Genomic DNA, 20,776 nt, shown 5'->3' on the forward strand with positions numbered 1-20,776 from the left:
CCAATACTCATCGCGAGTACAACGCTAGTAAACATGCTAGCACCAAGTAAGCCGTTAGCTATCACATGGATAGTTAGCGGCCTTTTTATTCGTGTAAGCATCAGAGTGAAGTGACAATGACAGTGAAAGTGAAAGTGACCAGACTCAATATCCAAGATTATGCTCAGCAAATAGCACTCTATGAGCCATTTAAACCGGACTTAAGCTCCCCAAAAAGCAAGGCCCAATTAGTGAGCGAGCTACTTAACCAGCTCTCTGAGGTTTTGGTTTCACTCGGGATCACACATTTTCAAGATCACGACGCTCAAAGTCAGCGCATACTATTAGATAACGCCATGACGGTTTTGCCTGCAAATTATTTGTCAGCAGAGAGTACGGATGCACTGACTCAACTACTACAGATAGAAAGCGCCGAACGTGAGAGAACCGATGTAACAGACATAGCTGCAAAACCTTTTGTAATCATAGGCGATACTAAAATAATCCTATGGAAAGGAGACATAACCACACTCGCGGTTGACGCTATAGTGAATGCCGCCAATAACCAAATGCTTGGCTGTTTTCAACCTCAGCATAAGTGCATCGATAACGCTATTCATAATCGAGCTGGGGCGCAGTTAAGAGCCGATTGTGAGGTGATTATGGAGCTACAAGGCAATATTGAAGAGACTGGCATAGCAAAGATCACCCGAGCTTATAACTTGCCCTCTAAATTTGTGATCCATACCGTTGGGCCTATTGTACAAAATATGATTCAGCCGATACACGCAGGACAACTCGCGTCCAGCTATCGCAGTATTTTAACCCTAGCAAAGCAAACTGAGCGTATTCGCAGTCTAGCTTTCTGCTCTATATCAACCGGTATTTTTGGCTACCCGATTGAACAAGCCACACGAGTCGCACTCGATACCGTGACTCAGTGGTTAATGGAGAATCCAGATCAATTCGATACAATAGTCTTCAACGTATTTAGTGAGTACGACCACCATGTATACCAATCAGCACTGGAGGATTATGTATGTCAGCTTTGAATGCTAAAGCGCTCGATCAAAACACCTTAACCAGCATACCTGCGCTATTGAACCAGGCCGATGCGATTCTCATTGGAGCCGGCGCAGGCTTGAGTGCTGCAGCGGGAATTAATTACCTCGATCAGGATAAATTTGCACAAGTATTTCCTGGTTGGGTTAAAAAGGGCTTCACGGCCCAATATCAGCTGATGGGCTACCCACACTGGACTCAGTTAGAGCAATGGGGATATTACAAGGCACACCTTGAATATGTGTACTTTGGTCAAGATGACAATCAACTATATCGACAATTACGGCGCGCCGTAGCTGACAAAGACTACTTTGTGATGACATCAAATGTTGATGGTCTTTTCTACAAGAATGGCTTTGATAAAAACCGATTTTACTCACCTCAAGGGGACTATGGAAAAATCCAATGTACAACGCCATGTAGCGACCAAGTCTGGGATATTCGCCCCTTTTTAGACCAGATGGAAGCTTACTATGATGCCGATGAGCAAGTGTTAACAGATGAAATTGCGATTCCTCGCTGTCCAAATTGTGGCGGTGAGATGTTTATCCACGCTAGAATTGATGGCTCATTTATCGATTCGGTCCATGAGCCTGAAAGAATCAAGCTTATAGATTGGTTAAACCAGGTCGCAGATAAGCAACTTCTGTTGCTCGACTTGGGCTCAGGCTTTAATACTCCTACAGTCATTAGAATGCCAATGGAGCAAATTACAATGAGTCTGCCTAATGCAAATCTGATTAGAGTCAATCTAGATCATGCTGAAGTGCCTGCAAAACTTGCAACCAAAGCGATAGGAATAGAAGCCGATTTAAATGAGTTCATTGAAGTTCTCACAGCGAGTTAAGATAAATTGAGACTACATTTGATAGGTAATAAAACGGGTTAAACTTGTAGAGTAGGGAGCTTGGGGACTAATTAACTGGGCGCACAGTACTTGATTAAACCCTAATTGACTCAGCAATCGTTGACCATAGAGCGTCTGAACAATTTACTCAAACTCTCTAAGTACCCAAGCCCCCAAAATAAGCTCCCCAAACTCATCAATCCAGCCGAGCGACTCAGCTTTACGGTCTTATAGGTCAATGGCTTAAATCAGTTGAAACAGTTAAAATCTGGTCGAAACTGTACACAAATGTTATGTATAGCGGAGCATATTTACTCATACGTTATGGTAATCAGCAAGCGTCACTAAGATGAATGTTTTTATAGATAAATAAGGTGCATATAGAGCCAGCCAAAATAAAAGGTATAGCCCCCCAAAGTAGCCAACCATTCATTATCTCTGCGTATAAAATAACCATAGCGTTTATTATGATGACGGTAGATGTGCTCAGTATGGCGCTTTTGCTATGAGCAGAGAAACTACGAGCAGAATCAAAAAATAATTTATGAATACAATACCAAATAAAGCTCAGTGTGGTGCCATATGTCAAAAAGCCAAATAATCCGACGAGTAAAATGAAATTACTATCGATACCGCTAATAAAAATAGCAGTAAAAATAGTGATAATGAACGATGCGAACAAAGCTGATGTAAGTAGGTTGGCGTAGTCTTTCATTCTGTTTTTTAATTGACTAAAGTTAACGGCAGTTGATAAATTGATGAAAGTGTACTCTACGGTTCACATCTCGTCATGCACATTCGGCCATTAAGATCAACGTACTAGGGTTCAAGTGGCCCCTCGATTTATCTGAAGACTATTAACCTAAGGGTAGGTGTTAACTACTTCAATATTTCTTTAGACAAGAAACTCTATAAAAACTCCCCCATCAATTGGACGTAATTACACAGGAAAGTGTTATGCATAAAAGTAGATTAGCTGCATTGGTAATAGACAGCAAAGTTGATGATATTGAGGAAGCTAATATCTTTTGGGAGCAGGCACTAGGACTTGAATGCGTGCGTTCAAGTGAAGACTGGTCTTCAAGATATTCACACCTTAACGCACCCGATGATCAACCTCATATATTGATTCAAAAAACAACTCATGAGAGTCGAGTTCATCTTGATATCGAGACAGATGATATCACTGCTGAAGTGACGCGCTTGAAGGCTTTAGGTGCGAAAATTATAGAAAAGTTTGAGCGCTGGGTCGTGATGCAAGCACCGACAGGTCATCGATTTTGCGTAGTGAATCCTCAAAGAAAAGACTTTAACGATTCGGACAATGTTAATGTTTGGTAACAATTTAACTTGCAGCCTCTAAAATGAAGCCAATAACAATAAAAATGGCACCTGATACCTAAAGACTAACTCATGAAACCGAGCTCATGAAGGTTCATGAACTGAATAAATGGGTAAGGGCAGTAGTAAGGTGAGTTTTCACCTTAACGCTACCCCGTAGAGGGAAATGATTTACGTAAGCGCTTAATAACCTTGAACTAACTTCTGAATTAAACAAGGTCAAGGCTTTTAACAATAATAGCCTTGAGTGAAGTGAATTTAATAGAGCAGGGACTTAAAGAAAGGTTGAAATTAAGCCATTGTCAGATGTTGGTTTATATGCCTGTATGGCTAGTTAACCGTTTACTTAGTTTGGATGAGAAAGTTTGGTCGAAAAAATTCCATATGATGTCTCTAATGGCACAGTATGTTGAGCATTACCCCTAGGACAAGATAACCGGCACCAAATCCAACACAATAGCAACATTATGCAAGTCACATCGCATTTTAGCCCGCATGAAAAAGCTCTCTAGGTCAGCACTTGATAATCTTAAATCGTCGATGCTATGGTGGTTAATTGTTACCACTTTGTTGTGTCAGCTGTTATTTAACAGATTGACTTAGGGTTCTATTTTTATGTTTATTCACAAATGTGAACGTGTAGATGAAAATCTTGCGATTCAATTTTCTAATAATAATGAAGCAAACTTCAGTTTATTTTGGTTAAGAGATCACAGTACCGATCAGTCCAGCCTTAACCCAGATACATTACAACGAGATGTTGAAACCTTTTCCTTACCGACAGTGCCACAGGTAGAACAGTTCCAGATTATCAATAACGGCGCTCAACTGCGCATTCATTGGCTAGATGGTGATCTAGTCAGCGAGTTTGATGCTAGCTTTCTTTTTAATATGGCCTGTACGCCAGTTAATGACCCCTCATATCAGTTATGGGCTAACGAGCTACAAAACCAAGTCCCAGATTTTGATTTTGAACAGGTAACCGCTAACGATGCTGCTTTTTTGCCAGTATTAGAAAGTATGGATCGGTATGGTTTAGTGACATTTTCAGGCATGCCTTCAAATATGGAAGCGACCAAAAAGTTACTCAATCAAGTCGGGTATATCCGAGATACCGTATTTGGTAGTTTATGGGACTTTTCTAATAATGGCGCTCATAGTGACAGTGCCTATACCAGTGTGGGGATTGGGCTACATACCGACAGTACATATACACTTGACCCGCCAGGCTTACAGTTATTGCATTGTTTGGCCTTCGACGGCGAAGGGGCCTTTAACCAATTTGCCGATGGCTTTAAAGTTGCTCAAACCATTAAAAATGAAGACCCTGCCGCTTATGAGACTCTGAGCAAGATTAAGGTGCCTGCCCATTATATTGAGCCCGGCATCCAATTAAGAGGCCAGCATGAGGTTGTGCGCGAAGATATTAATGGCCAGTTTGAACAAATTTGTTTTAATAACTTTGATCGCAGTCCCTTTATGCTAAGTGCTAGTGAGCAAAAGGCTTTTTATCATGCTTATGGCCTGTTTCAACGTTTAATTAACGACCCTAAATATCAGGTGAACTTTCAATTACAACCAGGACGTGCGGTATGGTTTGATAATTGGCGTGTTCTTCATGCGCGTAGCGCTTTTAGCGGCTTCCGACATCTTGCCGGCGGCTACACTAATCGAGAAGATTACATAAGTAAAAAGCTAACCTTAAAAGGGAAAACACCATGGCAGGAGTAATCGATTTACGCAGTGATACCGTCACGCAGCCTTGCCAGAACATGCGCGCGTTAATGGCATCAGCCGAAACGGGTGATGATGTTTATGGTGAAGATCCTAGCGTTAAGCAGCTTGAATCCTATGCAGCTGAATTACTGAATAAACAAGCTGCGGTATTTTGCCCCTCAGGCACGCAAAGCAACTTAATGGGGCTGCTGTCTCATTGTGGCCGAGGCGATGAGTACATTGTTGGCAACGTTGCACATACCTATCTTTACGAAGGCGGCGGCGCCGCGGTATTAGGGAGTATTCAGCCACAGCCATTAACGCTACAAGCTGATGCAACCATGGATCTTTCCGAGCTGGAAAAAGCCATTAAGCCTAAAGACGTTCACTATGCCAGAACCAAGTTGATATGCCTGGAAAACACTCATGGAGGTCTTCCTTTACCTGACGGATACACTCAAAACGTTAAAGCGATAGCACAGCGCCATGGCTTAAGCATGCATTTAGATGGTGCTAGATTATTTAATGCCGTTGTTGCTGGTAATAAGAGTGCTGCGACATTAACTGCAGATTTTGACAGTGTTTCAATCTGTTTATCAAAAGGCTTAGGAGCGCCTGTTGGCTCGTTACTCGTAGGCTCAAATAAGTTTATCGATGAAGCTAGGCACTGGCGAAAAATGTTAGGTGGCGGTATGCGCCAAGCAGGAATTATTGCCGCTGCAGGCTTGTATGCCTTACAAAACAACGTTAGTCGCTTGAGCGATGATCACCGCCGAGCGAGCGAATTAGCAAATGCGCTAGGGCAGATTGACGGTGTTAGTATCCCGTTAGGTCAGGCCAACACCAACATGTTATATGTGAGCGTTAGCCAAGCAATGAGAGAACGCCTTGCTGAGCGTGCAGCCAATTACAATATATTGCTACCTGCTGGTGAGCAGATGCGTTTGGTCACTCACTTAAATATTAATGATGATGACCTAAAAGCCATTATTGAGTTATTTCAACAAGCGGCTTAACGCTAGGGCACCTGATGACACAAAACATCTCTTCACATTCCCAAGGCCATAGAGTCATGGGGTTTTGGCGCGTTTGGGCGCTTGCCGTAGGATGTGCTATTGGTTCGGGGATCTTTATGATGCCGACCTTGTTAGCCCCTTATGGCATGTTAGGATTGAGTAGCTGGCTAGTCGCTGGCGCTGGTACGGTGCTGATTGCACTGACATTTGCAAGGTTAGCAACCAGAATACCTAAAACCGGTGGTTTGTATATTTACGCTGACTCAGGTTTAGGGGCTATGGCCGGATTCATTGTCGGCTGGTGCTATTGGATCTCCTGTTTAACTGCCGTAGCAAGTGTTGCCATTGCATTTATCAGTTATCTCTCCGCTTATGTGCCAATGCTGGCAGAACACAATCAAGTCGGGTTGGTCGCATGTTTAGGTTTAATTTGGCTTATTATCGGCTTGAATATTCGGTCGATTAAGGGCAGTAGTATATTCCAAGTGATCACGACGATTTTAAAGATCGTGCCCTTGTTACTACTGGCAGTATTAGGCTTAATCAATATGCAGCCGGAAATGCTACCCGAGTACAATCCGACTGAGTTATCACCGATTGCGGCAATATCCGCTGCCACTATGTTGGTTATGTGGTCATTTTTAGGGATTGAATCAGCCACCGTTCCTGCGGGTAATGTGATCAAACCTGAAAAGACCATTCCAAGAGCGATTATAGCCTCTGTACTGACTATCTTAGTCTTGTATATCTTGGTGAGTTTAGCGGTGAATCTAACTGTACCGACGAGCGAACTTAAGGATTCAACTGCGCCATTTAAGCTAGCAGCTGAGCGGTTAATGGGTCCTGTTGGCGCGTTAGTGGTAACTCTTGGTGCTTTATTGTCGACGCTAGGATCCTTAAATGCGAATACCTTAATGTGTGGACAGATGCCGATGGCCATCGCAAAAAATGGCTTATTTCCGAAGCGATTTAAACATTTATCTAAAAATGGTACACCAACATTTGGTTTATTTGTGTCGGGCGGAATTGTCTCTGTGTTATTGATAATGAATTACACCAAAGGTTTAATCGGTGCGTTTACTTTTTTAGTGATGATGGCGACGTTAGCAACCTTGATGGCTTATACCTTATGTGCCATTGCTGAGTTTTACTTTTTAAAACAGGATAAACCATCGGCAGCACGAAACCGCGCCATCGTTCTAGGGATCGGCACCTTTGTGTATAGTTTATTTTGTATTTTGGGAGCAGGGCAGGAAATTGTCTTTTACTCTTTCTTCCTGATTTTATTAGGTTTGCCTATATACGCCTTACAAAGAAAACCAGAGAAAAGAAAAACAAAGACGAGCATGAATGAAGAGTTGTTCACTGACTAGTTGAACCTAAGCGGTACTGACATCAACATTTTTATATTACTGGCCAATGCTATGTTCAAGGCGCTACATCAATTTTGTAGCGCCGTTTGGCGGATTTAAGCAATCAGGCATCAGTGACATATCTCACTCCTTCTCCAAAGTTGGTTAGCTTCGAATGAAGCCTGATTCATTTATCTTCCCCACAGAAATCGCCAATGATTAAAACACATGCTCTGCATACAATTTAGGTAGCTCATCATCTCTTTTTAAAATTTCTTCCAACCTTTGCTCGAAGTTTTCTGGTTTTTTATCAATGAACAAATACGATTTGGGTTGAGGGCGCTCAAACCTTTCCTCTGTAATTACTGCACTTTTACCTTTCTCCATAAAGGCAAAAAGTTGAGCCATAAATTCAGTATTATCATTCTCATTATTAAAGTGGGCTCTGCCCGTTGGTTGAATAAGAAAGTATGTTGGCCAATAACCTGATTCTTGCTTCTTGTTTTCACTATATAAAAAAAGAGCAAGTCCATGCATGTTTTCACGAGCTCCAAGGTTATCAAAGTTGCATGCTGCTATTTTCCCAAAGCGCCACGTGTATACTATCTTGCGCTGACGATCAAAATAAATATCAGCCATTCTAGGTAGGCGAAGAAAAGCAACTGTAGCCATCATTGATATAACGAGTAAAACACAAATAATAATAATATCTAGATATACACTATCCTTATAACTTTCCCCACCGTAATTACTCACAGCATCGATATACTCTAATATAGAGCTTTCCCCATCCTTTCCCACTAATGCTTCATAGTAGATATAATCACTTTCATCATAATTAATTCCTTTAACTATAAGCTCTTTTTTCAAATTTATATTACTGTTTGCAAAAGAAACTTCCCCTTCGTTTGGACCAAAAGTACTTATTTGGATGAGTAATAATATCCACCCACATAAAACCCAAGGCGCAACAAATGCAAATCGAATATTATGAAATGCGTTAGCAACAGAAAGAGTCGTATTATCCACAGACATAATTGAATTTAGTGGGTCTTGGCGTGCTTTAAGAGTTACTCGACCATTGAGCCAATTACGTAGTTCAACAAATTTCTGAGCATGTCTAAGCTTCCAAAAAGGTTTAAGTTGTTTTCTTTTCATTCTTATTCTTATTAAAGTAATTCGTTATCTTTCATGCCAATAAAAGCACGTTCGATAAGGCCATTCTGACTTAGCATGCGCTTTGGAAGGCTTTGTTGCAGCGCTCAAATAATCAACAAATAGGTAATCAATATAAGATCAGTTATTATTTTACACAGAGCCTAGCACCTTAATCATTTAACAAATGCCTCACAAACATAATAAGCGTAAACGCCATCATATAAAGAAAGCAGTTTATCACTTAAGAAATTATGCGCAATATAACCAGTCACTAAAAAATAGAGGCAAAATTAGTCTTTGGTTATGTATGAGCAACTTAATCGAATGCGCTGCTGTTGGGATAATTAACTGGCAAATAAAAAACTCTAATTGCTTTTCCTAATCGAAATCCAAAAGGGGCTAGGGCAGTTACGAGGTTAGCCTCTTAATGATAATAGATTGAGAGAACAGCCACTTTCAGTGGTTGTTGGCTAAGGTACGCATAATTTGGTTTTAAAGTACTTGATGACTTTCTCAAGAAGTCCTTCATGAAGTCATTTGGAGGTCCTGAGACAAAGAAAAACCTATGTAATTGCCCGATATTTCCAAGTCGGAACCAACTGTTTTCGTGTGCTGAATAGCTACTTTACAAGCTTGGCTGGCCCAGGCCGTTAGACATTAGCGTTAATGAATAATTGAAGTCTCAATAAACTGCCAGCCGATTGTTACAGAACATAAATCAGTAGAACGAAAGATTATCATTAAAGAGCAACCGTCAGTTAAAAAAATCAGACTTTACCAACTAAATAGCTAATCCAATTGTAGTAACTGTTAGCTAGTAGATCTAATAGTGAATTATTAGTTCAACTTGCCCAGTTACAAATCTCAACAGCAAACTATCATGAGAATGGTGGTTACTTCATAAACTTAATCTACGTCCAGCAGAATTGAGTTATCAGGAAAAAGCCATAAACAGACAATTACTCATAGCATCACGTGATGCCGAATCCGACGTGGTGACTGAGATTCTCATTTTCGATGACAATTCCCACAAGGAGATAAGAAGCTACTGACACAAAAACCCTATTTAACATAATATACATTGTGCGCATAGCTGTGTAGGTGTCGCTGATATGGGGTTAGATGGCAGCTTTGTCTATATGAGCGTTCAATCAGGGTCTATATGGGATTCCAATCTGCTCATTAGCCATTGAACCGAATACCAAAGCTGCATGTAGATACACATAAACATCTGCAGTGTTCCTTAAGTCTTTTGCTTGAGTCTAAGTCGTTTGTTCAAAGCCAAATGTTGATAGTTAGCCTTTAGCATCTAAGCTCGAACCTGATTGAACGCCAACATTGACATGCCACTGAGCACTGCTAAGTAAACACAACTCATTAAATGATTGCTCTACAATCTAGGAAACTTAAACCTAAGAAAACTTTTGTGAGTATTCAGCTTGGTCGTTGAATGTAACTTGGCAATGAGATGGTCTAACCAAAGCTTTGAAACTGTGTATTCACACTGGGCGCTTAAACCCAGCATTGAAACTCTGTATTTAAATCAAGACATTGAATCTGTGCATTCAAGCTAGCATAAAAGCCTAGCTTGAAAATCAGACTGAAAATAGCCATTTATTAGCGTGCGCTACGTGAAATCTGACGAGCTGAGCTAGGCAAAGATTTAAAGCAGCCACACAGCGCGCCATATCATTTTCACTAAAGTTAACCATTTCAATGACTATTCAGTGCTTTTTAATACGAGCGCTAAATACCAGCGTTAAATATGAGCCTTGATATGGCTTGCTATAAATGAATATTAAATTCATCTAGGTTTTGTGCCAATCAAGAGTCACCGTGACTAGGCCTTGGTTGGCACTTGAACCTAAGTCTTAAGTCTAAGTCTGGTTTTGGTCTTGTTTTAGCCTAGTCATTGGCATAACGAGAGTTCAGTTCAGTGACATCTAAGTGAAAATATCGAATACCCATCATACAGGTATTAGCTTGGGCTTGGGCTTAGCCTTGAGATTAGGATTGGCTGAAAATAGATAGAAAGCAGCTAAACTGGCGCATAAACACAGTTTATTAATAACTTTCCTTGTTTGCTTAAAGATTATAAATAGTGCTGGTTTAGATAGCTGGTCATCATACCTAGCGAGCTATAGGCTATAGATACTGAGTTGATAGTTACATAGATGATAGTTACAGAGATCGGTGGATAAAGACTTATAGCGGGAAAAGCCCCTTTTAAGTCAATTGCCGATAATGTCACTTATCGGCATTAACCCATCTTTGAAATCCAAATAGAAATTCCAATAGAAATCACAGCACAAAACTAACTTGAATTTTGTAGTTAGCAATGTGATTAGTAATTGGATCAGATACAGAGTTGTATATTGGCTAAAGCAGAGAAAGATCGAATGGTTAATGTAAGAGACTATTTAAGGCTCGAACGCCAGGTGTGCACATAAATATAATAAGTTTACAATCAGCAGCTTACGTGTACACCCGAGTATAGTCGAGTGTATCGTTAGCTTATTTTAATAGTGTGAGTGGTTAATTATCGTGTACACGCCCTACTCTTTAACGACTCGATAAGAGCTTGTTCATACAGAACTCGGTCATCATCGCGCCCTGCTCGGCTAGAATTCATTGAGAGCTTGTATTAGGAGCTTGTGGCGTTGCTCATTCCTCTTCAATAGCACGAGATAGCACAAGATAATAGCCTTCTTCCCTACTCCATTTTTACTAGCTATGAGCTATAACTGTTGCTCGGGACATAACTGTATAAGATAAAGACTTACCGTCTATTTTAAACATGTCTTTTATCTCGCCACATTTCTGAAACCCTGTGCTGATATACAGTTTTTGTGCGGCTAGATTATTTGAAAGTACCCAAAGATCGATAAACTCAATTAGCGGTTCATCAGCAACCCACTCTAGCATTTGATTAATTAATTGTTTGCCGATACCGAATCTACGAACTGAACGATCGACCCCCATACCCAGTAATACTCTATGTTTAGTATGGTTTTCTGCATGACCTCTAATATCGATGTGCCCTACTATCTTTTTGTTATCATCAAAAGCCAGCCAAAGACGTCGCCAGCCCTGGTGGAATATTTCCGTGTTAATGCCAGCAGTAAAACGAGACTTCATAGCAGCATTCACCGATGACTCTACTTTAGACATAGGCTGGAAAAGTTGAGTTTCACCATCTCCATTGTCTGACAAATGATCATTTAAGTAACTGAAGAAACTTGTTAAATCATTTTGAGTTGCCTGTCTTATTTCCATGTCACTCCATTTTATCGCAGCTTTATAGTGCCGTATTACCATTGTGACATAAACAATAAAACCGAACTAAGCCGAAAAGTCGGGCGCAGGGGCTCCGTCTCAAACGCTTGTTATGCCAACTCAACTTATTATGGTTTTTCTTTGTTAACAAGCATATTCATGAATTTTGTAAACCGCCTTAGTCTTGTTTCAGGTTTCTTGGCACTGATTAGTCCATATGCGATAGCATAACGACTCGATTTGTTAAGAGTTTCATAAAACTCTTTAGCACTTGGCATACTATCGAGAACACTTAGGAAATCAGTAGGCACTTCCATTTCACTTACCACATAGGCTTTTTGCCAGCGCCCATCTGCTTTTGCCGCACGAATATGCATAAGCCCGGGTTCCATCATTCTATTCTCACTAATTAAACGTTCCGCATGCTTTGTGTTTCTTTTAGACCAGTTGCTTCGCGCTGTTCTGGGAGTAATGCGCTGAAGATAGGCTTGCTCATCAATTGACTTTTTAATACCGTCGATCCACCCCCAACATAGAGCTTCAATCACGACATCATCCCAAGTTACACTTTTAATCCCTGTGTTTTTTTTGTAGATCTTTACCCATAATTCACTTTCAGAGGCGTGATTAGTATTAAGCCAGAGACCGAGTTCTTTCGGTGTTTCAAATGTCTTGATGCTCAATAAGTCAGGTTCAGGCATTCAGTTGCTCTCTCTTTGGCCTAACGCCCCTCTAATAAGTGAACCATTTGCTGGCGGGCGATTTTCTCAGCAAATGGCATGATCGCCATAGTGGTCTTACTTCACAGCTAGCTTGAGCTAAGCATTAAACTTGGTACTTTCCACCTCTTCTAAAATGCCCATGCCTGTAGCATAAACACGCTAACACAATCTGAACTTGAACAAGAATCTGAACATAAACCTAAACATGAGTCTAAACAATAATTACGAGTAAGTATCTCTAACTACCTTAAAAACACCGCTAAGCTGAATTTCATGCAGCAGAAACAGTAAGCACCTGTTTAGTGAAAGAAAATGAATTTTCGTAAAATTAGAAATCGGAAAAGTACCAGCCATTATATAACCCCTCGATCACACGGCTAACCGCTGGAATACGATTTCTGGCATATACAACCCCCGCAGCAATGAGCACGACTGCCCGATTAGCGCGAGCCACGATTGCCCTTGGCTACTTATAGATGCTTTCAAGCATGTTAGAAGCCCTCAAGGGAGAGTTAGCCCTTAGGGCGCAGCCTTATTAGAAATTGATGACGCTTCACAGCGTTATCTTGACCTCAGGACTCTAGGTATAGGTGAAATTGGGCATAAAAAAACCGTACCCGTTAAGGGGTACGGTTTTGCCAAGTACATGCAGTATATCGAATAAGGATAGGCCACGAGCAGCCGAGTCCTTATCTCGAGTGTTGAACAAGCCCGATTGATACCTTATGCATTATCTAAGGCATCCTTTAAGTCTTTTAGGACTGTATCATGCTGCTCGCCAAATTCCTCAAGACGACCCTTTGCATGCCAAACATAGATATTTGCAATAAGTAAACACAAAGGAGAAGAAAAAACTACAAGAAATATAAAACATGTAAGAAACATACCTGAAATTTTCAATTCTGGAGCTAGACCAATGCATATTAGTATACCAATTAAACAACACGTTGCAAAAATACCAATATACTTACCAAATTTAGTTAATGTGTTAATAACACCCAGGTATTTCAATCTTTTTATATCTAGTTTTGCTGACACTCGACACTCTAGATAAGCAGCACCAAGTGATAACTGTAATTTCTTTCCTGTATCAGAACAAATAGTTTCAAAGTTTCGTATAGCTTGATTTCTAAGAGCATCCCAAAAAGAAAATAGCAGGTTTATCCCAACAGCCACCTCAAAGAGCGAACAGAAATTGACGGCGGAGTATAAGATTGGCAGTTCCTCTGTCATTTTGCCCCCCCAGTATACGAAACATCTACTTTCTCAATTATTTTATAAAAATCATTAAGTTTATTGCAAAAGCCCTCTTCCAAGAAATTTGCAACTTTTGGCTGTTCATCATTTTCAAAGTCTTCGAACTCTCCAATAATGTAAGACTTACTATCTCCAACTAAGTAGCTATACTGATATTTATTATTAAGGATACGGTTATAAGCAGAGTCCGAAATATTTTTTATTTTTAAGTTGCTAGATTTGGCATCCCTAAAAAGAAGTGACTTTTTTAACTTTCTGGGTTCATTGGTTAAAATATTGAAGCTAGTCTCTCCGTCCTCAAGAAAGTCAATAACGTTTCTAACAAACACGCTGTCATTAAAACTTTCGAAAAGATAGTTCTTATGACTACTATTATTAACCACCAAGGCTTGTAATGAGGTACAGCTTTTATTAACTATAAGATTGAGTATAAGACGAAATGCATCTTCACTAGTTATTCTTATGTGAGCAGAGATGCTCTCACTGGCTAATTTCTTTATGTCAGAAAACAACTCTTCATTAGTCATAGCAAACCTCACGCATTGGTAACATCAAGCAAGCACTCCTATCATTAATTTAACAACATGATACATGCTACCTCTCCGTTTGTTTAGCTTTGTTACTGTTTTTTATGTGCTTGTTGAAAATAATGATGACATGCATTCAACTTCACCCCCACCGTTCCACGATTTTTATTTGCTCCCTTTACTACTTTATTGGTGTTCATATCCTTTTGGATGAACTCAAGCGGCACTAATTTTGAGATCTCGCACGGGTTAATGCATAAATCGGCGCAAGACTACGGGCGAGGCCTTTGCGAATGAGCTACCCGCACCCGTCAGTTCTTTTACAAGGGTTACTAACATCTGGGGGGGATTCGGCAACGACTACGGCATTTCAACAATGCAAAAGTACATTTGCCCAAACTTCAAACTGTTTATTATTGCTCATTACGAATTAATCTTTAACGCGCCTTTGGGATAACGCCGATGCGCATTTCATATTGCTGGAATAACCCATTCTATAAGCTTAAACAACACTTCTACTTCAATCTAATGGATATGTTTAAATGAGCTTATAAGCCGTATATCGCAGGGATGCGATAAGCGAGCCTCCATGGAAGGAAACGGCGTGCTTATACGCCATTAAACATAGCCTCCTGCGGAATTTGTTTTAGGTGGCTACGTCCGCTCTTACTCAATTCCCTGCAGATAATCTAACGGTTTATTCTGCGCACTCTCATGACGCTCTATCTGTGTAGTGTGCAGATATTGCGATGTGGTGTCGATACTCTCATGACCCGCATCGGCCTGTACGTGTGACAATGGTCGACCGTTAATATTGATGTCGTGGGTGATCCCTGTGTGGCGAATATTGTGAATACTTAAGCCGCGCATTTGTAGTGCATCCTCACAAAAGCCGTCAGTTTCGATGCTATTCGCCGCAATTACGATGATCTTATCCACTTCTTCTCGAATTTGTCGGATCCCCAGGTTGGCATTTAAGTTGCCGACTTCGCGCCCTCGCCCCGCCGCTTTTTGGCGCACGATTAGCGGATGTTGCTCGTTGCTTGTTGGTAGTGGCGACAGTTTTAAGTAGCTACGATATTGCGTTAACGCATCGATTAATGCCTTAGATACGGCAACGCTTCTGCTCTTGCCGCCTTTACTCTTTGGAATATAAAAGCTCCAAATTCCGGTCTGGCGGTTTTGTTTAAACTGACTCATCACCGGTGAGAAACCAGCCCTTGCTGAAACTTCTGATACCCGCAGATAGCAGGAGTAGATAAGCTTGATTAGAAACAGACTGCGTTGATGAAGTTCTGGCTGTGCTTTGGCTAACTTCTCAACCGTTGACATGATGTAGGACCATTGCAGCTCGGTAAACGCCAACTGGTTATCATCATCTGTGTTGAGTCGGTACTTCTGCCTTGATGAGAATCGACTCTTATTAAGCCACATCTGCGCTGGATTTTTCTCGCAGTAATCCTCGCCCATTAGGTAGCTATAGAAGCTAGATAGAATCGCAACTTTGGTCTTGAGAGCACTGTCGCTGAGAGCATACGGCTGAATTTGCCCGTCGACTTTCTTACCTCTAAATGGCAGCCAAGCCGGGTTTGGCGTTCGTTCGTCGCTCGTCTTGTCCTGCTTGAATTGGGCCACGTTAAAATAGCCAATAAGTTCGGTTGGCGGATTTTTACAATACTCTATATATAGGCCGACTTCTCGGCGCCCTATTGCACTAACGTTGAGTTTTATTACATCAAAACACCAGTGCAGGAAGGTGGTTAGTTCGCTTCGATAGGCTTTATAGTTGTTTTCATTGTATTTTTGCTCGAATAGCCAATCTGTAGCGTGTTCAAACACTAAACCGGCTTCATCGAGATCCCCCAAGCTAAGTTGAGTGATATGTTGATTGACCAGCGGATTGCCAATTTGAATGTAGTCGATTGAATCAAAAAGCGGGATAACTGGAGGTAATTGCATAGGTATAGATGGATATAGAAAGTATAAAAGCCGATATCTCTATATTAATCAGTAAGGTTAAAAAGCGATATCCTTAATTAACCTTATATGACTACTTATTTGCTTTATCAGCTATTTATTACCGCTATGGCGCCTTTAACCGACTCTTGGCTTTGCTCATGACAGAGGCTTTTACATTGTTGTTGGCAGTGCTTGTCACAATGAATGCGTTTCTCACAGCTCCATAAGCAAAGCTGCCACACAGCCTGTTTGGTCTCACTATCCAAACACTTAAAATCGGCGGCGCATAACTGACCTTGCTGGATCAGCTGAGCAATCTTTGCTTCAGAAATACTGATATTTAACTGGCGAGTTGGACTATCCATTTCTATTCTCCATCAGAACTCAACTGAAATAACTTATCTAAGATCACTCACATAGCTAGTATCTATCACTAATCATACCGGACTTAGACCACAACCAAATGATAATGATTATCAATAAGCTTGTCGAGTCGTTTATGCTCTGGAATAAACACTGTGGAGAAAATTTGTGGTTTTAAAATGGGTGTTTAGGCTGTTCCAGTACTTAGCGTTCGCTGTCGGCCAAGAAATCGAAGCTAGTAAACTTCTCTACCCCATCAATTTCATAGCTAACAATTGCGCTCCAAACCATGTAGTCACTACTGCACGAACCATATATTAAGCTTCCCTGATGCTTGTTTTCGTCGATTTGGCTAAGTTTTACCGGAATAATCCCCATAAACATATCTCGACCCTGAACTTTAACCTTTATATTACTCACTTCTTGAGAAGTGCTGATTACAAGCTGTAACGGGCGCTCACTGGGGGTTTGCCAAGGGCTGATCGTTAACTCAAGGTCTACATCGGCTACACTTTGGGTACAAGGGCCAGATTTGAAATTACAAAGGCTTGGATCTACAGCCATTGAGGCCTGAGGTTCATGGCTATTTGGTTCACAACCTATGAGAAACAGACCCAGAACATAGCTTATAAAAAGGCTTAATACTGTTGATTTGTGAGTAACTTGCACGTTAATTAACCTTTTGATTAAAAGTTGTAACATTCTATTGAGTACCTTGATCTAGATCAACTTATCCCGCCCCTTAATTCCTATCTTTTTTGATATAGCTCAAGTATCATGACCTTGCCTTGCGTTACTTCATGAAATGCAAGGTTACACATTGACACAGAACACTAGTTTCCGATAGGAGACATGATTTGTTGTCAAAATATACGGGTAGAGTTTTGCTCTACACAATAATAAGTATAAGTAATAAGCAGTGGAAGCAATATGATGAACCATTCCCAGCCTCAAGGCGCTGATTACAACTACACCATCGTCCGTCAATTCGCTCTAACAACTGTGTTATGGGGAATTGTTGGCATGTCGGTAGGTGTACTAATTGCAGCTCAGTTAATCTGGCCGCAGCTAAACTTCGAAACTTCATGGTTAACGTATAGTCGTCTACGACCTCTACATACGAATGCCGTGATTTTCGCGTTTGGTACCTCAGCCCTTTTCGCCACATCCTATTATATCGTTCAACGCACCTGTCAAACTCGACTATTTGCACCTAAGTTAGCCGCATTTACGTTCTGGGGTTGGCAAGCCATCATTCTTTCGGCAGCAATTAGTTTGCCACTTGGTATTACCAGTGGTAAAGAATACGCCGAATTAGAATGGCCAATTGATATCGCAATTACCGTCGTATGGGTCTCCTATGCTGTGGTTTTCTTCGGTACTATCATTAAACGAACCACGTCGCATATCTATGTGGCTAACTGGTTCTTTGGTGCCTTTATTATCACGGTAGCTGTACTTCACATAGTTAACTCTATGGCTGTACCGTTAACTATGACTAAGTCTTACTCGCTATATAGTGGCGCTGTAGATGCTATGGTCCAGTGGTGGTATGGTCACAATGCGGTAGGCTTCCTGTTAACTGCAGGTTTCTTAGGTATGATGTACTACTTCGTACCTAAGCAAGCTGGTCGTCCGGTTTATTCGTACCGCCTATCTATCGTTCACTTCTGGGCACTTGTTGCTTTGTATATCTGGGCTGGTCCTCACCACCTACACTACACAGCACTTCCAGACTGGACTCAGTCACTTGGTATGGTGATGTCTCTAATCCTATTCGCTCCTTCTTGGGGTGGTATGATTAACGGTATCATGACGCTATCGGGTGCATGGCACAAACTTCGTACAGACCCTATCTTGCGTTTCCTTGTTGTTTCATTGTCTTTCTACGGTATGTCTACCTTCGAAGGCCCAATGATGGCAATTAAGACGGTTAACGCACTTTCTCATTACACTGACTGGACTGTTGGACACGTTCACTCTGGTGCATTGGGTTGGGTTGCCATGGTTTCTATCGGTTCTTTGTATCACTTGATACCAGTTCTGTTTGGCCACGGCCGTATGTACAGCACAAACCTAATTAACGTTCACTTCTGGTTGGCAACAATCGGTACTGTTCTTTATATCGTTTCAATGTGGATCTCTGGTGTGATGCAGGGTCTAATGTGGCGCGCAGTTAACTCTGACGGTACATTGACTTATAGCTTTGTTGAAAGCTTAGAAGCCTCTTACCCGTTCTACTTTGTTCGTTTCCTAGGTGGTGTATTCTTCCTTACAGGTATGTTCATAATGGCATACAACGTACTGCGTACTGTTAAGGCCCCTAAAGATTCTTTGCCAGCAATTGCTGATGCAAAAGCAGCTTAAGGAGTAGATACGATGAAATTTAATCATGAGATAGTTGAGAAAAACATCGGTCTATTAGGGATCCTCACTGTTGTCGCAATCAGCTTTGGTAGCTTGGTTGAGATCACACCCCTTTTGTTCCAGGAAGACACTACTGAGCCATTAGAAGGTCAAATCCCTTATACGGCTATGCAGATTGAAGGTCGTGATATCTATGTTCGTGAGGGCTGTTATGGCTGTCACAGCCAGATGATCCGTCCACTGCGTGCTGAAACTGAACGTTACGGTCACTATTCAGTGGCTGGTGAGTCAGTTTGGGATCACCCATTCCAGTGGGGCTCTAAGCGTACCGGTCCAGATTTAGCCCGTGTTGGCGGTCGTTACAGTGACAAATGGCATGAGGTTCACTTAATCGACCCTCGCGCCGTGGTACCGCAGTCAAATATGCCTGCTTACCCTTGGTTAGCTGAGAACACTTTAACCGGTGAACTTACTGGCCAGAAGATGCAAATCCTGCAAAATCTTCACCCTACTCATCAGATGTACACCGCTGAAGAGATTGATGGCGCTAAAGACGCTGTTAAAGGTAAGACTGAGTTGGATGCATTGGTCGCATATCTGCAATCACTAGGCCACGCGCTTAAATAAGGAGGCAAATTATGGATTACGGCACATTACGTGGAATTATAACCATAGTGGTAATGGTGACCTTCATCGGTATATTTGCTTGGGCATATAGCTCTAGTCGTAAGAAACAATTCGACGATGCAGCTAACCTAGTTTTCTCTGACGATGAGAAAATCTCGGTTTCGAAGGACTCAGGAGAACAAAAGTGATGAGTAACTTCTGGAGTATATGGATTATCGTACTCACGGTTGTGGTAATCATTGGTTGTGTTGTTCTACTACGTGCTTGTTCTAAGAACGACACGGGTGTAGAAGAAGGCAAGTCAATGGGTCACAGCTTCGATGGTATTGAAGAACTTAACAACCCACTACCTAAGTGGTGGAGTTACATGTTCTACCTTACTATCGTATTTAGTGTCATCTATCTTGCACTTTACCCTGGTCTTGGTAGCTTCAAAGGTCTTTTAGGCTGGACAAGCTCTAACCAAAGCGTACGTACCCTTGAAGAGTCTAAAGTTGCAGTTGAAACAGCTGTAAAAGAAGGCCGTTGGGTTCAGTATGACCAAGAAGTAAAACACGCAGACGAGAAGTTTGGCCCTATCTTTAAGGCATACGCTGATACACCATTGGAAGAGTTAGTTAAGAATGAAGAAGCCCTTAAAGTGGGTGGACGTCTATTCCTACAAAACTGTGCCATGTGTCATGGTAGTGACGCCCGCGGTAGTAAAGGCTTCCCTAACCTAACCGACAATGCTTGGTTATATGGTGGTGAGCTAGCAACGATTAAGACCTCTATCATGAACGGTCGTCACGGTATGATGCCGCCTAAAGGTGGTTTACCGATTGAAGACAGTGAGATTAAAGGTCTAGCTGAATACGTTGTGAGTCTATCGGGTCGCGAGCACGATGCTGCGCTTGCCGCTCAGGGACAAGGTTCATTCATGAAAGGCTGCTTCGCCTGTCATGGTATGGACGGTACTGGTAACAAGTTTATGGGTGCCCCTAACCTAACTGACAACGCTTGGGTCTACGGCGGAAGCCGCGGCGCTATCGAGCAGTCAATTAAGAACGGTCGTACAGGTGTTATGCCTGCATGGAAAGATGTATTAGGTGAAGAAAAAGTTCACGTAATCACAGCTTACGTTTACAGCTTGTCTAACAAGTAATCACACTGGATTAACACTTGGTGTAATAATAAGGCCTCGTTAACAACGAGGCCTTTTTTTTAA

18 protein-coding genes are annotated in these 20,776 nt (G+C 41.5%); 10 read left to right on the forward strand and 8 right to left on the reverse strand.

All coding sequences use genetic code 11. The features are described 5' to 3' along the window. Positions 1 to 116 precede the first annotated feature (116 nt). The 6 genes from SPEA_RS11540 (at position 117) to SPEA_RS11570 (ending at position 7,334) form a co-directional block, all read left to right on the forward strand. On the forward strand, positions 117 to 1,031 hold the full coding sequence (locus tag SPEA_RS11540; protein WP_012155436.1) for a protein-ADP-ribose hydrolase: 915 nt from the start codon (positions 117 to 119) through the stop codon (positions 1,029 to 1,031). Next, entirely contained in the window at positions 1,019 to 1,888 is an 870-nt protein-coding gene (locus SPEA_RS11545) for an SIR2 family NAD-dependent protein deacylase (RefSeq protein ID WP_012155437.1), read from the forward strand. Before SPEA_RS11540 ends, SPEA_RS11545 begins: the two co-directional genes overlap by 13 nt. 957 nt (positions 1,889 to 2,845) lie before the next feature. Beyond that, positions 2,846 to 3,229, forward strand: coding sequence for a VOC family protein (locus SPEA_RS11555; RefSeq protein WP_012155439.1), 384 nt, complete (start codon positions 2,846 to 2,848; stop codon positions 3,227 to 3,229). Between the two features lie 615 nt (positions 3,230 to 3,844). Then, entirely contained in the window at positions 3,845 to 4,960 is a 1,116-nt protein-coding gene (locus tag SPEA_RS11560; RefSeq protein ID WP_012155440.1) for a trimethyllysine dioxygenase, read from the forward strand. Next, a complete protein-coding gene (gene ltaE / locus SPEA_RS11565) occupies positions 4,948 to 5,961 on the forward strand; it encodes a low-specificity L-threonine aldolase (RefSeq protein WP_012155441.1) in 1,014 nt (337 codons plus the stop codon). Before SPEA_RS11560 ends, ltaE begins: the two co-directional genes overlap by 13 nt. Positions 5,962 to 5,975: 14 nt before the next feature. Next, positions 5,976 to 7,334 (forward strand): APC family permease, encoded by a 1,359-nt coding sequence (locus SPEA_RS11570; RefSeq protein ID WP_012155442.1) that lies wholly within the window; start codon positions 5,976 to 5,978, stop codon positions 7,332 to 7,334. A 198-nt stretch (positions 7,335 to 7,532) separates the two neighbouring features. On the opposite strand, the gene SPEA_RS11575 is transcribed toward SPEA_RS11570, so the two are convergent. The 8 genes from SPEA_RS11575 to SPEA_RS11610 form a co-directional block, all read right to left on the reverse strand. After that, a complete protein-coding gene (locus SPEA_RS11575; protein ID WP_012155443.1) occupies positions 7,533 to 8,471 on the reverse strand; it encodes a hypothetical protein in 939 nt (312 codons plus the stop codon). Positions 8,472 to 11,198: 2,727 nt separating this feature from the next. After that, the gene (locus SPEA_RS11580) at positions 11,199 to 11,747 is read right to left on the reverse strand and encodes a GNAT family N-acetyltransferase (RefSeq protein WP_012155444.1); all 549 of its coding nucleotides are present in this window, start codon (positions 11,745 to 11,747) and stop codon (positions 11,199 to 11,201) included. A gap of 128 nt (positions 11,748 to 11,875) precedes the next feature. Further along, complete coding sequence (locus SPEA_RS11585) at positions 11,876 to 12,448, reverse strand: YdeI/OmpD-associated family protein (RefSeq protein WP_012155445.1); 573 nt, start codon at positions 12,446 to 12,448, stop codon at positions 11,876 to 11,878. A gap of 744 nt (positions 12,449 to 13,192) precedes the next feature. After that, entirely contained in the window at positions 13,193 to 13,702 is a 510-nt protein-coding gene (locus tag SPEA_RS11590; protein ID WP_041410933.1) for a hypothetical protein, read from the reverse strand. Continuing rightward, positions 13,699 to 14,253, reverse strand: coding sequence for a hypothetical protein (locus tag SPEA_RS11595; RefSeq protein WP_012155446.1), 555 nt, complete (start codon positions 14,251 to 14,253; stop codon positions 13,699 to 13,701). Before SPEA_RS11595 ends, SPEA_RS11590 begins: the two co-directional genes overlap by 4 nt. Positions 14,254 to 14,919: 666 nt before the next feature. Then, the gene (locus SPEA_RS11600; RefSeq protein WP_012155447.1) at positions 14,920 to 16,212 is read right to left on the reverse strand and encodes a tyrosine-type recombinase/integrase; all 1,293 of its coding nucleotides are present in this window, start codon (positions 16,210 to 16,212) and stop codon (positions 14,920 to 14,922) included. 107 nt (positions 16,213 to 16,319) lie between these two features. Next, positions 16,320 to 16,577 carry a hypothetical protein gene (locus tag SPEA_RS11605; RefSeq protein ID WP_012155448.1) on the reverse strand — a complete coding sequence of 86 codons (258 nt, stop codon included), beginning with the start codon at positions 16,575 to 16,577 and terminating at the stop codon, positions 16,320 to 16,322. A 202-nt stretch (positions 16,578 to 16,779) separates the two neighbouring features. Then, on the reverse strand, positions 16,780 to 17,277 hold the full coding sequence (locus SPEA_RS11610) for a hypothetical protein (protein WP_012155449.1): 498 nt from the start codon (positions 17,275 to 17,277) through the stop codon (positions 16,780 to 16,782). A gap of 228 nt (positions 17,278 to 17,505) precedes the next feature. On the opposite strand from SPEA_RS11610, the gene ccoN reads away from it, so the two are divergent. Genes ccoN through ccoP form a run of 4 tightly spaced genes read left to right on the forward strand, consistent with a single transcriptional unit; the run spans position 17,506 to position 20,713 of the window. Next, positions 17,506 to 18,942, forward strand: a complete 1,437-nt coding sequence (gene ccoN, locus SPEA_RS11615) for a cytochrome-c oxidase, cbb3-type subunit I (protein WP_012155450.1) — start codon at positions 17,506 to 17,508, stop codon at positions 18,940 to 18,942. Between the two features lie 12 nt (positions 18,943 to 18,954). Next, positions 18,955 to 19,569: a cytochrome-c oxidase, cbb3-type subunit II gene (gene ccoO / locus SPEA_RS11620; protein WP_012155451.1), complete on the forward strand. Its 615-nt coding sequence runs from the start codon at positions 18,955 to 18,957 to the stop codon at positions 19,567 to 19,569. Between the two features lie 11 nt (positions 19,570 to 19,580). Next, complete coding sequence (locus tag SPEA_RS11625; RefSeq protein WP_012155452.1) at positions 19,581 to 19,757, forward strand: CcoQ/FixQ family Cbb3-type cytochrome c oxidase assembly chaperone; 177 nt, start codon at positions 19,581 to 19,583, stop codon at positions 19,755 to 19,757. Then, the gene (gene ccoP / locus SPEA_RS11630; protein WP_012155453.1) at positions 19,757 to 20,713 is read left to right on the forward strand and encodes a cytochrome-c oxidase, cbb3-type subunit III; all 957 of its coding nucleotides are present in this window, start codon (positions 19,757 to 19,759) and stop codon (positions 20,711 to 20,713) included. The genes SPEA_RS11625 and ccoP overlap by 1 nt, the downstream gene beginning before the upstream one ends. The last annotated feature ends 63 nt before the right edge of the window (positions 20,714 to 20,776 follow it).

The organism is Shewanella pealeana ATCC 700345, assembly GCF_000018285.1.
Classification (GTDB): Bacteria; Pseudomonadota; Gammaproteobacteria; order Enterobacterales; family Shewanellaceae; genus Shewanella; species Shewanella pealeana.